The organism is Alterirhizorhabdus solaris (assembly GCF_007785815.1).
Lineage (GTDB): Bacteria > Pseudomonadota > Alphaproteobacteria > Sphingomonadales > Sphingomonadaceae > Alterirhizorhabdus > Alterirhizorhabdus solaris.
In genome coordinates, this window is record NZ_VNIM01000020.1 from 21,065 (window position 1) to 33,974 (window position 12,910).

General features: G+C 71.2%; 11 protein-coding genes. 9 read left to right on the top strand and 2 right to left on the bottom strand.

Annotated features, from left to right (window positions below; translation table 11 throughout):
• The first annotated feature begins 51 nt into the window (after positions 1-51).
• From FOY91_RS06995 to FOY91_RS07010, 3 genes are all read left to right on the top strand, one after another.
• Positions 52-675 (top strand): hypothetical protein, encoded by a 624-nt coding sequence (locus tag FOY91_RS06995; protein ID WP_145149494.1) that lies wholly within the window; start codon positions 52-54, stop codon positions 673-675.
• Positions 676-776: 101 nt separating this feature from the next.
• Positions 777-1,901: a zinc-binding dehydrogenase gene (locus FOY91_RS07000; RefSeq protein ID WP_145149496.1), complete on the top strand. Its 1,125-nt coding sequence runs from the start codon at positions 777-779 to the stop codon at positions 1,899-1,901.
• 14 nt (positions 1,902-1,915) lie between these two features.
• Positions 1,916-3,148: a S1 family peptidase gene (locus FOY91_RS07010; protein WP_238995290.1), complete on the top strand. Its 1,233-nt coding sequence runs from the start codon at positions 1,916-1,918 to the stop codon at positions 3,146-3,148.
• Between the two features lie 17 nt (positions 3,149-3,165).
• On the opposite strand, the gene FOY91_RS07015 is transcribed toward FOY91_RS07010, so the two are convergent.
• A complete protein-coding gene (locus tag FOY91_RS07015; RefSeq protein ID WP_145149498.1) occupies positions 3,166-3,792 on the bottom strand; it encodes an LON peptidase substrate-binding domain-containing protein in 627 nt (208 codons plus the stop codon).
• Positions 3,792-4,703 (bottom strand): tetratricopeptide repeat protein, encoded by a 912-nt coding sequence (locus FOY91_RS07020; RefSeq protein WP_420822863.1) that lies wholly within the window; start codon positions 4,701-4,703, stop codon positions 3,792-3,794. Before FOY91_RS07020 ends, FOY91_RS07015 begins: the two co-directional genes overlap by 1 nt.
• 146 nt (positions 4,704-4,849) lie before the next feature.
• Here FOY91_RS07020 and FOY91_RS07025 point away from each other — a divergent pair, with 146 nt between their 5' ends.
• The 6 genes from FOY91_RS07025 to FOY91_RS07050 all read left to right on the top strand — a co-directional run bounded on the left by FOY91_RS07025 (position 4,850) and on the right by FOY91_RS07050 (position 12,891).
• A complete protein-coding gene (locus FOY91_RS07025; protein ID WP_145149500.1) occupies positions 4,850-5,161 on the top strand; it encodes a hypothetical protein in 312 nt (103 codons plus the stop codon).
• A 64-nt stretch (positions 5,162-5,225) separates the two neighbouring features.
• Entirely contained in the window at positions 5,226-6,500 is a 1,275-nt protein-coding gene (locus tag FOY91_RS07030) for a TolC family protein (protein ID WP_145149501.1), read from the top strand.
• On the top strand, positions 6,497-7,690 hold the full coding sequence (locus tag FOY91_RS07035; protein ID WP_145149503.1) for an efflux RND transporter periplasmic adaptor subunit: 1,194 nt from the start codon (positions 6,497-6,499) through the stop codon (positions 7,688-7,690). The genes FOY91_RS07030 and FOY91_RS07035 overlap by 4 nt, the downstream gene beginning before the upstream one ends.
• 25 nt (positions 7,691-7,715) lie before the next feature.
• Positions 7,716-10,901 carry an efflux RND transporter permease subunit gene (locus FOY91_RS07040; RefSeq protein ID WP_145149548.1) on the top strand — a complete coding sequence of 1,062 codons (3,186 nt, stop codon included), beginning with the start codon at positions 7,716-7,718 and terminating at the stop codon, positions 10,899-10,901.
• Positions 10,902-10,945: 44 nt separating this feature from the next.
• Complete coding sequence (locus FOY91_RS07045) at positions 10,946-11,584, top strand: ribonuclease HII (protein WP_145149505.1); 639 nt, start codon at positions 10,946-10,948, stop codon at positions 11,582-11,584.
• 152 nt (positions 11,585-11,736) lie between these two features.
• The gene (locus FOY91_RS07050; RefSeq protein WP_145149507.1) at positions 11,737-12,891 is read left to right on the top strand and encodes a site-specific DNA-methyltransferase; all 1,155 of its coding nucleotides are present in this window, start codon (positions 11,737-11,739) and stop codon (positions 12,889-12,891) included.
• The last annotated feature ends 19 nt before the right edge of the window (positions 12,892-12,910 follow it).

Below are 12,910 nucleotides of genomic sequence, written 5' to 3' on the forward strand. Positions count from 1 at the left end.
TCCCGCATCGGGCGGTCGTTTAGCCGCCGTTACGTTTTGACAGGAGTGTGTATGCGGAATCTCGGGTTCAGGATGCGCGGTGCCATCGCCGCCTCTGTGCTGATGCTTGCGGCCACCCCCGCGCTGGCCGGCGATGAGGAGCGCGCGCGCGCCGCCATCGCCGAGGCGCAGGGCAAGATCGACGCCGCCGGCCGGATGAAGGCAGGCGAGGTGACGCCGGATGCCATCGCCAAGGCGCAGGCCTCGCTCCGCCTGGCGCAGGAGGAGATCAAGAGCGGCCACGAGCAGAAGGCGATCCAGGCCGCGATCGAGGCGCAGCAGTTCGCCGACACCGCGATCGGCCGCACCCAGCAGCGCAACGATGCCGCCGTGCAGGCACAGGCGGCGACCACCGTCGATGCGCAACAGCAGGCCGTCGCCGCCAACGTGCGCGCCGATGCCGCCGAGCAGGCAGCCGCCAGCGCCGCCGCCGATGCACAGGCCGCGCGCAATGCGCCGCCCGTCGTCGTCGCTGCGCCCGCGACCACGACCGTGACCACCGAGACGGTGAAGACCGCCGCCCCCGCCAGGGCCGCGGTCAAGCGCCCGGTGCGCAAGGTGGTCGCCAGGACGACGACCACGAAGCCGCGCGCTGCCGTGGTTGAAAAGACGACGACGACCGTCACCACCCGCTAAGGCGCGAACGACGGTTATCGGGGGAGGGCGCTCCGGCGGGGCGGCTCTCCCCTCATGGTACGGCGGGCGGCTGTCTCGCCCCGAAGCGAAGGCGAGCAGATATGGATGCGTTGACCGGGCTGGAACTGCGATCACTGATAACGGTGGACGGCGAACTGCGCGTGTCGCTCGAACAGGTGCCCGTGGCCGATCCCGCGCCGGGGGAGGTCGTCGTGCGTATGGAGGCGGCGCCGATCAATCCGTCCGATCTCGGCCTGCTGCTCGGTCCGGCGGACCCGGCGACGTTCCGCGCCGGTGGCGAGGTCGGGTCGCCCGTGCTGATCGCCGATATTCCCCGGCCGGCGCCGGCATCGGTGGCCGCGCGTATCGGTCAGTCGCTCGGCGTGGGCAACGAAGGCGCCGGGACGGTGATCCGCGCCGGTGCCGACGTCGTGCATCTGGTCGGCCGCAAGGTCGCCCTGCTCGGCGGGCCGGTCTACACCCAGTATCGCGTGCTGCCGGCAAAGGCCTGCACCGTGCTGCCCGAGGACGCCACGGCGGCAGAGGGCGCGGCGCTGACGGTCAATCCGCTGACCGCGCTCGCCTTCGTCGAAACGATGCGGCTGGAGGGGCACTCGGCGATCATCCACACCGCCGCCGCCTCCAACCTGGGGCAGATGCTCGTGCGGATCTGCCTCGCCGACGGGGTGCCGCTGGTGAACGTGGTGCGTAGCGCGGCGCAGGCGGCGCTGCTGCGCGACATCGGCGCGACGCATGTGGTGGACAGCACCGCCGCCGACTTCCGCGACCGTCTGGTCGAGGCGATCGCGGACACCGGCGCGACGATCGCCTTCGACGCGATCGGCGGCGGCACGCTGGCCGGCGATATCCTGAACGCGATGGAGACGGTTGCCTCGCGTTCGCTGGACGGCTTCACCCGCTACGGATCGACCACGCCCAAGCAGGTGTACATCTACGGCATGCTGGATACCGGACCGACCGTGCTGGAGCGCCGTTTCGGTTTCAGCTGGGGCATGGGCGGGTGGCTGCTGTTCCCGTTCCTGCAACGCGTCGGGGCGGAAACGGGCGACCGGCTGCGCAAGCGTGTGCTGGACGAGTATCGCACGACCTTCGCCAGCCGCTACACCGCGACGATCGGGCTGGCCGACATGCTCGATCCGAAGATCGCGGCCGATTACACCCGCAAGGCGACCGGCACCAAATATCTGGTCGATCCGAGCCGCTGACCGGCAACCCGGCGATGTTCGGACGGCCCGCGACCGCGCTGGCGGCGCTGCTGGCGGTATGGCCGGCCGTGCTGCCGGCGCAAGTGTCGTCATCGTCGGCGGCTTTGGCGGCGATCCCGGAAGCCCCCGTCGAGGCACTCGCGCGGGACGGGGCGCTTTATGCCGCTCAATATGGCGTCACGTTGGTCGAGGCGATGCGGCGGCTGCGATTGCAGCAGGAGAGCGTGGCGGCGGTCGACGCGCTGGCGCTGGCGCATGCCGACCGGCTGGCGGGCATCTTCATCGAGCATGTGCCCGATTATCGCGTGGTGCTGCTGCTGACCGGCATCCCGCCGATTCCCGACGAACGCATCGCCATCGCCGACCTGACGCTGACCGTCGAATATCGCACCGGTGCGCCGGCCACCCGCGCGGCGGTGCTGGCCGCGCTGTCCACCCGCGCCGGGGACATTCGCGCCGCCATGTCCTACCCGCCGGGCATGGGGGCCAACCCGCGCAGCGGGATGCTGGTGGTGGTGGTCCGCTCGGGCGAGATCGCGTCCGAGGGGGCGGCGGCACTCGCCACGCGGCTTGGCGCGATCGCCGGCGTGCCGGTGGAAATCAGGAGCGCCGCCGGGGTGGACAGCAATTCCGCCATCGAGGGCGGATCGCGGCTGCTGGGCAGCAACGCGGGGGAGAAGCGGCGCTTCCTCTGTACGTCAGGCTTCGTGGTGACGGACGGCGCACGCACCGCCATCACCACGGCCGCGCACTGCCCCGACGAGATGAGACACATCGACGCGACCGGGGGCGCCACGCCGTTGCGGATGATCGGCGCATGGGGGGCGCGCTATCAGGATGTACAGATTCATGAGCCGCTCGACCCGGCCCCGCCGCTCGAACCGCTGTTTCGGGCCGACGCGGTCGATGGCCACCCGCGCCGCCTGACGAGCTGGCGCAACCGTGCGAGCACGCGGGTGGGCGATTACGTCTGCCACCGCGGGGAGCGGACCGGCTACAGCTGCGCCGAGGTCGAGTTCGTCGACTACGTCCCGCCCGGCGACCTGTGCGCGGGCGCGTGCGATCCGGTCTGGGTGGCGGTGAAGGGGCCGACGTGCCGGGGCGGCGACAGCGGCGGGCCGGTGTTCAGCGGCACGGTGGCCTTCGGGATCGTCAAGGGCAGCAGCTACACCACGGACGGCACCTGCCGGCGCTATTATTATATGTCGACGGACTATCTGCCGGCCGGCTGGACGCTGCTCCACTGACGACGGGCGAATTCCGGTTACTGCATGGTCGATCCGCCGTCGCCGCCGTCCCGGTCGCGACCGAAGAACAGCAGGAACTGCACGAGCAGGTCGGCGCGATCGGCCACGGTGGGCGTCTCCAGCAGCGCCTGCTTGGCGGCGATATCGAACGGGGCGATCTGGGCGATGCCGTTGACCAGCGATTCGTCATCGAGCCGGCTCACCGCATCCCAGTCCACCGCATAGCCGCGCGCCTCGGCGAAGCGACGCGATTCACGCTCCAGCTCGGCGCGCACGATCATCGGCAGCGGTTCGGCCGGGGCGGCGTCGTCGAACGCGTCGAACGATGCCTCGATCTGGCGGAACGGCGTCGAGGCATCGATCTCCGCGATCAGGCGGAAGCGGGTCAGCCCTTCCAGGACGACATTGAACCGACCGTCCTCCAGCGCATCCACCTGCGCGATGCGGCCGACGCAGCCAACGTCGAACAGCGGCGGGCGGGGGCCGTCGGCGCGCGGCTGGATCATGGCGATCCGCCGGTCACGCGCCAGCGAATCGCTCACCAGCGCGCGATAGCGCGGCTCGAAGATATGAAGCGGCAGATGCATGCGCGGAAACAGCAGCGCCCCCGCGAGCGGAAAGACGGAAAGGCGCGTGCCGGCCATCAGGTGAACAGCACGGCGGAAAGGCGGCGGCGCTGCGCGCTCACCCACGGATCGGCCAGCCCCACCGCCTCGAACAGCTTGAGCAACTGGGCGCGGGCGGCACCCTCGTTCCACTCACGGTCGCGGCCGATGATCTCCAGCAATGCGTCGGCCGCGCCCTCGCGGTCGCCGTTCGCCATCAGGCCGCCGGCCAGCTCGAACCGGGCGGCATGATCGTCGGGATCAGCCGCCACCCGCGCGCGCACGCCGTCGAGATCGTCGACCGGCTTCGCATCGCGCGCCAGCGAGATGGCGGCACGAGCGCGGGCGACGGCGGTATCCTTGGCGGCCTCGGGCGGCAGCGCGGCAAGCGCGGCTTCGGCCTCGTCCACCTGCCCCGCCATCAGCAAGGCGCGCGCCAGTCCGGCGACTACGGCGGGATTGTCCGGCGCGATCTCGACGATCTGGAAGAAGATCGACAGGGCGCGCTCGGCATCGCCGCTCTCCAGCACCTCCTCGCCCATCGCCAGCAGCGGGGCGATGTCCTGCTCGATCGCGCCGGCCTCGCTCTCTACCGGGATCTGCTTCAGGATCTGGTCGAGGGTGGCCTTGAGCTGCCCCTCGGTGCGGGCCTGCGTGAGATCGGCGACGAGCTGGCCCTGGAACAGCGCATAGACGGTGGGGATGGACTGCACGCGGAACTGCGCGGCGATGATCTTGTCCTTGTCGACATCGATCTTCACCAGCTTCACGCCCTTGGCGGCGTAGTCGGCGGCCACCTTGTCCAGCACCGGGCCGAACTGCTTGCACGGGCCGCACCATTCCGCCCAGAAATCGAGGATGACCAGCGAGGTCATCGACGGCTCAACGACATCGCGCTTGAACGCCTCGATCGCCTCGCGCTCGGCCGCTCCCATACCCAATGTCGCCACTCGTGAACTCCCGTCGCTGTGTGCCGCCTTATGTGGGCCGAAAGCCGGCCGTGCCAAGCCCCCGCGACGCCGCCGCACAAGATGCCGCAGCGGGGCCGCGGGAAAGCTTACGGTGCGGTGGCGATATGCTAGGCCGGTGCCCGACGATGCGCGCGATCCTGCCCCTGTTCGCCAGCCTGATGCTGATGCTGACCGCCTGGACGGTGGCGGCCCACGCCGCCGAGCGCCCGGTCGTGGCAAGCGTCGCCTCGGCGACGGCGGATCATGACAACCCCGCCGGGGAGGACCATGCGCTCGTCCACCAGCATGGCGGCTGCCACGGCCATTTCCTCGATATCGCGCGCGCGCCGGCATTTCCGCGCGGGCCGGTGGCGGGGCCGCGTGTCGCCGCCGCGTGGCAGGGATCGCTGCTCCTCTCGGGCGTCCCGCCGCCGCATCTCCGGCCGCCGCAAGCCTGACGCCGCCATGCGCCGGCCGCCTCAGTTGCGGCCCGGCACCCCCATGTCCGTCCGGAGACAGTCGATGAAGAGCATCATCGCGGCCTTGCTTGCCGCTACCGTGTGCGCCGCCGCGCCGGCGCAGGTGCCGCCCCTGCCCGAACTGGACGACGCGATCCCGCAGGGACCGTCCTTCACGCTGGACCAGGCGATGCTGCAGGCGGACGACTCGTCCCCGGCGCGGGGGCTTGCCGAGGCCGGCCTGCGCGGCGCGGTGGCGGGGCGGCGGGTGGCCGGGCTGCGGCCGAACCCGAGCATCGGCATCGCCAGCGAGAACTTCGCCGGCAACGGCCAGTATCGCGGCTTCGACAGCGCCGAGACGACGGTGAGCGTTGACGTGCCGATCGAGCTTGGCGGCAAGCGCGGCGCGCGCATGGCGCTGGCGGGCGCGCTGGCGCACCGTGCGCAGGTGGATGCCGCGGTCGCCCGCGCCGACATGCGCCTGATGGTGGCGCAGGCCTATATCGCCGCGATCGCCGCCGAGCGCCGGCTGGCCGCCGCGCGCACCCAGTCCGTGATCGCCACGCAGACCGAAAAGGCTGCGCGCGTGCGGGTGAGCGCGGGCGAGGCCTCGCCGATCGACGACCAGCGCGCGGACCTGCTGCGGATCAACGCCGAGGCGGATGTGGAGAAGCTGGAGCGGCTGGCGCTGACGGCGCGCGGCAACCTGGCCCGGCTGCTCGGCCGGCCGGTGGCGGGCGCGTTCGACCTGGCATGGTTCCACCATTTCGAGCCGGCGGGGCCGGCGCGGCCGATCGACGCGGAGGGCACGCTCGCGCTCGCCGCCGCCACCGCCGACAGCGAGACCGCCGAGGCGCAGGTGCGGCTGGCACGATCGCTGCGGGTGCCCGATCTGGCGATCGGCGCCGGCGCACGACGGCTGGCGCAGACCAACGATACGGTGGCGGTCGTCAGCCTCTCGCTGCCGATCCCGGTGCGGACCAGCGGCACGGCGGCAATCGCCCAGGCCAGCGCCGAGCGGGACAAGGCCGTCGCCCAACGACGCCTCGCGCTGATCCAGGCCGAGCAGGCGATCGCGGACGTGCAGGCCGAGGTCGCCAACGCCGCCACCACCGCGCGCACCGCCAACGGCCCGGCCATCGCGGTGGCGCGCGAGGCCGCCCGGATCGCCCGGATCGGCTATCGCGAGGGCAAGTTCGACCAGACGGCGCTGCTCGATGTCGAGCGATCGCTGACCGAAACCCGCCTGGCCGCGGTCGATGCGCTGGCGGCCTATCACGAGGCGCGCGCCCGGCTGGACCGGTTGACCGCCGCCGTGCCGGTGGAGACGAGCCGATGAGCCGCCTGATCTGCGCCGCCACGCTGGCGCTGCTGCTGGCCGGCTGCGGCGGCACCAAGCCGGCGACCGAGGCCGGCCACGAGGAAGCCGGTCACAAGGAGGACGGTCACGAGGAAGGCGGTCACGAGGCGGGCGGCGAGGCGGGCCATGCCGAAACGCCCGCCGGCAGCATCGCCATCACGCCGGAGCAGATCACGGCGGCCGGCATCGTGCTGATCCAGCCGACGCTGGGCGGCGCATCGGGGGCGATCCGCGTCTCCGCCAACGTGCAGGGCGATCCGCAGGGGATGCGTGTCGTCTCCGCCGCGATCGGCGGGCGGGTGGTGGCGCTTACCCGCAACCTCGGCGAAAGCGTGGGGGCGGGGCAGACGCTGGCGATCCTCGAAAGCCGCGAGGCGGCGACGCTGAATGCCGAGACGGAGGCCGCCGCCGCCCGCGCCGGGCTGGCGCAGGCGACGCTGCGGCGCGAGCAGCGGCTGTTCGCCGCGCGCGTCTCGCCCGAACGCGACCTGATCGAGGCGCGCACCGCCGCTACCGAGGCGAATATCGCGCTGCGCCTCGCCCGCCAGCAACGCGCGGCGGCGGGCGGCGGGCGATCGGCCGGCGGGCTGAACCGCATCGCCATCGTCTCGCCGATCGCGGGTCAGGTGATCGCGCGCAACGCGCTGCTCGGGCAGACGGTGGCCGCCGATGCCGAACTGTTCCGCGTCGCCAACCTCTCCACCGTGTCGCTGTCGCTGGCGCTGACCGCCGCCGACGCCGGCCGGGTCCGCCCCGGGGCGCGGGTGGAGGTGACGGCGCCGGGCCGCACCGGCACGGCGCGCGTGCGCTTCGTGTCGCCGGTGCTGGACGAGACGAGCCGCATGGTGCCGGTGATCGCCACCTTGCCAAACCCCGCCGGCCAGTGGCGGGTGGGCGAGATGGTGACGGCCGCCGTGCTGATCGAGGGCGGACCGGGGCCGTCGACCATCGCGGTGCCCACCACGGCGGTGCAATCGGTGGAGGATGCGCCGACCGTGTTCGTCCGCACCGCCACCGGTTTCCGCGCGGTGCCGGTGAAGCTGGGCGCGCGCAACGGCAACATGGTGGCGATCACGCAGGGGCTGGCGGGCCGCGAGACGATCGCGGCGGCCAACAGCTTCACGCTGAAGGCCGAACTCGGCAAGGCCGGCGCCAGCCATGAGCATTGAGGCGCAGCACGTGGAGACGACCGGCCTGATCGCCCGCATCGTCACCTTCGCGGTGGCGCGGCGCTGGCTGGTCCTCGCGATCACCCTCGCCGCCGCGCTGGTCGGGGCCGCCGCGCTGTGGCGGCTGCCGATCGACGCGGTGCCGGACATCACGAACAATCAGGTGCAGATCAACATCCGCGCCCCCGCGCTCTCGCCGGAACAGGTTGAGAAGCAGGTCGCCTTCCCGATCGAGACGGCGCTGGCCGGCATCCCGGGGCTGGAACGCACGCGCTCGCTCAGCCGCAACGGTTTCGCGCAGGTGACGGCGGTGTTCGCCGATGCGACCGACATCTATTTCGCCCGCGCGCAGGTGGCCGAGCGGCTGCGCGGCGCGGAGGAGGCGCTGCCGGAGGGCGCACGGCCCGAGATGGGGCCGATCGCCACCGGCCTCGGCGAGGTCTATATGTGGACCGTCCGCATCGGCGAGCTGGGCGAAGGCGTCCACAAGGATGGCGAGCCGGGGCTGCAGAAGGACGGCAGCTACATCACGCCCGAGGGCGATCACCTCGTCAGCCAGGCCGATCAGGCGACGTACCTGCGCACGGTGCAGGACTGGATCGTCACCCCGCTGCTGAAGAACACGGCGGGGCTGGCCGGAATCGATTCGATCGGCGGCTATACCAAGCAATATCTGGTCGTGCCCGATACCGCGCGCCTCGCCAGCATGGGGCTGTCCTTAAGCGCGCTGGCCGATGCGATCGAGCGCAACAACGCCAGCGTGGGCGCGGGCACGATCGACCGCAACGGCGAGGGGTTGGCGGTGCGCGCCGATGCCCGCATCGCCGATGCCGCCGACCTCGCCCGCACCGTGATCGCGACGCGGGAGGGCGTGCCGATCCTGCTCGATCAGGTGGCGCAGGTGCGCACCGGGCAGGCGATCCGCATGGGCTCGGCGTCCGAGAACGGGCGCGAGGTGGTGGTCGGGACCGCGGTGATGCGGGTGGGCGAGAACAGCCGCACCGTCGCCTCCGCCGTGGCCGCGCGGCTGGCGGAGATCGGCCCGTCGCTGCCGCGCGACATCGTGATCCAGCCGGTGCTCGATCGCACGGCGCTGGTGAAGGCGACGATCGGCACGGTGGCGAAGAATCTCGGCGAGGGGGCGCTGCTCGTCATCGTCATCCTGTTCCTGCTGCTCGGCAACTTCCGTGCGGCGCTGATCGCGGCGCTGGTGATCCCGGTCACGATGCTGCTCACCGCGTTCGGAATGTTGCAGGCGGGCGTCTCGGCCAATCTGATGAGTCTGGGCGCGCTCGATTTCGGGCTGATCGTCGATGGCGCGGTCATCATCGTGGAGAATGCGTTGCGCCGGCTGGCGGAACGGCAGCACGAGGCCGCGCGCCCGTTGCGGCTGGACGAGCGGCTGGCGGTGGTCGCCACCTCTGCGCGCGAGATGATCCGGCCATCGGTGTACGGGCAGGCGATCATCATCCTCGTCTATGCGCCGATGCTCACGCTTTCCGGCGTGGAGGGCAAGACGTTCCACCCGATGGCGCTCACCGTCATCATCGCGCTGGTATTCGCGTTCATGCTGTCGCTGACGGCGGTGCCGGCGGCCATCGCGGTGCTGCTGAGCCGACCCGTGGCGGAGGAGGAGAGCCGCGCGATAAGCTGGCTGAAGCGCCGCTACGAGCCGGGCCTCGGCCGCGCGTTCCGCCGCCCCAATGCGGTGATGGGCATCGCCGCCGCCACCTTCGCGCTCGCCATCGCCGCCTTCATGATGCTGGGGCAGGAGTTTCTGCCGCAGCTGGACGAGGGCGACCTCTCGGTGCAGGCGGTGCGCGTGCCGGGCACCTCGGTGGATCAGGCGCAGGCGATGCAGTTCCAGGTGGAGCGGGTGATCTCGGCGATGCCGCAGGTGCGCTTCGTCTTTTCCAAGACGGGTACGGCGGAACTCGCCTCCGATCCGATGCCGCCCAATGCCACCGACACCTTCGTGATCCTGAAACCGCGTGCGCAATGGCCCGATCGGGCGCTGCCGAAGGCTGAACTCGTCGAGGCGCTGGAGCGTCGGTTGGCGACGCTGCCGGGCAACGTGTACGAGATCAGCCAGCCGATCCAGATGCGCTTCAACGAGCTGATCGCCGGCGTCCGCGGCGACGTGGCGGTCAAGGTCTTCGGCGACGATTACGCGGCGATGGGCGACACCGCCGAGCGCATCGCCGACATCCTGCGCAAGACCGAAGGCGCCACCGACGTGAAGGTGGAGCAGACCGAGGGGCTGCCGATGCTGGACATCAAGCCCGATCGCGCGGCGATGGCGCGGCTGGGGCTTTCCGCGCGCGACGTACAGGATGTGGTCGCCGCCGCCGTGGGCGGGCGCGAGGCGGGGATGATCTTCGAGGGGGATCGCCGCTTTCCGGTGGTGATCCGCCTGTCGGACGAGGATCGTGCCGATTTCGAGACGCTGGGACAGGTGCCGGTGCCGACGCCGTCCGGCGCGTTCGTGCCGCTCTCCACCGTGGCGGAGCTGCGCGTGGTGGACGGGCCGAACCAGATCGGGCGCGAGAACGGCAAGCGCCGCATCGTGGTGCAGGCCAACGTGCGCGGGCGCGACGTGGCAAGCGTAGTGGGCGATGCGAAGGCCGCCATCGCGCGCGACGTGCGGTTGCCCGCCGGCTTCTATCTGGAATGGGGCGGCCAGTTCGAGAACCTCGCCTCGGCCCGCGCACGGCTGGCGCTGGTGGTGCCGCTGTGCTTCGTGGCGATCCTCGCGCTGCTGTTCGGCGCGCTGGGATCGGTGCGGGATGCGGCGATCGTGTTTACCGGCGTTCCGCTGGCGCTGGTGGGGGGCGTGCTGGCCCTGCTGCTGCGGGGGATGCCCTTCTCGATCTCGGCGGCGGTCGGCTTCATCGCGCTGTCGGGGGTGGCGGTGCTGAACGGGCTGGTGATGGTCACCTCGATCCAGCAACTGGTGGCCGCCGGCCGGCCCCGCGCGACGGCGGCACGCGAGGGCGCGCTGGCGCGGCTGCGGCCCGTGGCGATGACGGCGCTGGTCGCCTCGCTCGGCTTCGTGCCGATGGCGCTGGGCAGCGGCGCGGGGGCGGAGGTGCAGAAGCCGCTGGCGACGGTGGTGATCGGCGGCCTCGTCTCGGCGACGCTGCTCACGCTGTTCGTCCTGCCAATCCTGTACGCGCGGTTCGGCGGACGGCGGGAGGCAGCGGCGGTCTGATCCGCCCCTTCCGCTGCCCCCGTCATCTACGCTAGAGGCACGCCATGCCCGGCCCCTCCTTCAAGCTCGAACGCGCCCACCCGCTGCCGCTGGCCGGGGTGGACGAGGCGGGGCGGGGGCCGCTGGCCGGGCCGGTCGTCGCCGCCGCCGTGGTGCTGAACCGGCGCAAGGTGCCCAAGGGCATCGATGATTCCAAGAAGCTGTGCGCGACCGCCCGCGAGGATCTGTGCGGGGAGATTCGCGCGGTGGCCTCGGTCGGTGTCGGCATCGCCACCGTCGAGGAGATCGACGACATCAACATCCTGTGGGCGACCATGCTGGCGATGGAGCGCGCGGTCGGCGCGCTGATCGATGCGGGCACGCTGCCGGCGATGATCCTGGTGGACGGCAACCGCTGCCCGAAATGGGCGCACCCCAGCCAGGCGGTCGTCTCGGGCGATGCGCTGTGCCTGTCGATCGCGGCCGCCTCGATCGTCGCCAAGCACGAGCGGGACCGGATGATGCATGCCTATGACGCGACCCACCCCGGCTATGGCTGGGCGCGCAACAAGGGCTATGGCACGCGCGACCACCATGAGGCGCTGGTGCGGCTGGGGCCGAGCCCGCTCCATCGTCGCAGCTTCGGACCGGTGGCGCGAATGCTGGCGGCGCCGAGTCTTTTCGGCAACACCACCAGCGGTTGAGTCCGCGTCGGCGGCGGGACTCAACATGTGGTTCCAAGCACGCCCATCGACCTGTCCGAAGGGCCGCGACTCGCCGGATTCCGGCACTTTCCGCTTGACCCCGGAGTCCCGAGGACTCACCCTGCGGCTCGATTTTGGCGGGGATAATGGCGATGGGCGTGTTGAAACGGATCGAGACGGCGCCGCTGCCGCTTATCCCCGCCCGGCCCAAGCTGGTCGTCTCGGTGCCGCACGACCTGCCGGTCAACCAGATCATCCAGGACGACTGCATCGCCGCGATGGCGCGCCTGCCGGACAGGTCGGTGGACATGATCTTCGCCGATCCGCCCTACAACCTTCAGCTTGGCGGCGACCTCTACCGGCCGGAGGGCGGGCGGGTGGATGCGGTGGACGACCACTGGGACAAGTTCGAGACATTCGCCGCCTATGATCGTTTCACGCGGGACTGGCTGCGCGAGGCGCGGCGCATCCTGAAGGACGACGGCTCGATCTGGGTGATCGGCAGCTATCACAACATCTTCCGCGTGGGGGCTGCCCTGCAGGACGAGGGCTACTGGATCCTCAACGACATCGTGTGGCGCAAGGCCAACCCGATGCCGAACTTCAAGGGCACCCGCTTCACAAACGCGCACGAGACGATGATCTGGTGCGCCAAGAGCGAGAAGGCGCGCTACCGCTTCAACTACCGCGTGATGAAGGCGCTGAACGACGATCTGCAGATGCGATCGGACTGGTCGCTGCCGATCTGTTCCGGCGCGGAGCGGCTGAAGGATGACGACGGCCACAAGGCGCACCCGACGCAGAAGCCCGAGGCCTTGCTCTACCGCGTGCTGCTGGCCTGCACGCAGCCTGGCGACGTGGTGCTCGATCCGTTCTTCGGCACCGGCACCACCGGCGCGGTGGCGGCACGGCTGCGGCGGCGCTGGATCGGGATCGAGCGGGAATCGGCCTATGTGAAGGTGGCCGAGGCGCGCATCGCCTCCACCCTGCCGCTCGACGAAAGCGCGATGGTGCTGATGCCCGAGAAACGCGCCGCCCCGCGCGTGGCCTTCGGCGTGATCGTGGAACTCGGGCACCTCGCCCCCGGCTGCGTCCTGACCGACGCGAAGCGCCGCTGGCGGGCGGAAGTGCGCGCCGACGGCACACTGCTGACGGAGGGGGCGGCCGCAGGCTCGATCCACAAGATCGGTGCCGCTGTGCAGGGCGCGCCGTCGTGCAACGGCTGGACTTTCTGGCATTACGAGGAAGCCGGCGTGCTGCTGCCGATCGACACGCTGCGCCAGCGCCACCTTGCGGCTACCGCATGATCCCCATCGTATGATCGCT

Bases quoted from the DNA above. Each gene is read 5' to 3' on its own strand.
- FOY91_RS06995 (WP_145149494.1), top strand. From the start codon at position 52: ATGCGGAATCTCGGGTTCAGGATGCGCGGTGCCATCGCCGCCTCTGTG.
- FOY91_RS07000 (WP_145149496.1), top strand. From the start codon at position 777: ATGGATGCGTTGACCGGGCTGGAACTGCGATCACTGATAACGGTGGAC.
- FOY91_RS07010 (WP_238995290.1), top strand. From the start codon at position 1,916: ATGTTCGGACGGCCCGCGACCGCGCTGGCGGCGCTGCTGGCGGTATGG.
- FOY91_RS07015 (WP_145149498.1), bottom strand. From the start codon at position 3,792: ATGGCCGGCACGCGCCTTTCCGTCTTTCCGCTCGCGGGGGCGCTGCTG.
- FOY91_RS07025 (WP_145149500.1), top strand. From the start codon at position 4,850: ATGCGCGCGATCCTGCCCCTGTTCGCCAGCCTGATGCTGATGCTGACC.
- FOY91_RS07030 (WP_145149501.1), top strand. From the start codon at position 5,226: ATGAAGAGCATCATCGCGGCCTTGCTTGCCGCTACCGTGTGCGCCGCC.
- FOY91_RS07035 (WP_145149503.1), top strand. From the start codon at position 6,497: ATGAGCCGCCTGATCTGCGCCGCCACGCTGGCGCTGCTGCTGGCCGGC.
- FOY91_RS07045 (WP_145149505.1), top strand. From the start codon at position 10,946: ATGCCCGGCCCCTCCTTCAAGCTCGAACGCGCCCACCCGCTGCCGCTG.
- FOY91_RS07050 (WP_145149507.1), top strand. From the start codon at position 11,737: ATGGGCGTGTTGAAACGGATCGAGACGGCGCCGCTGCCGCTTATCCCC.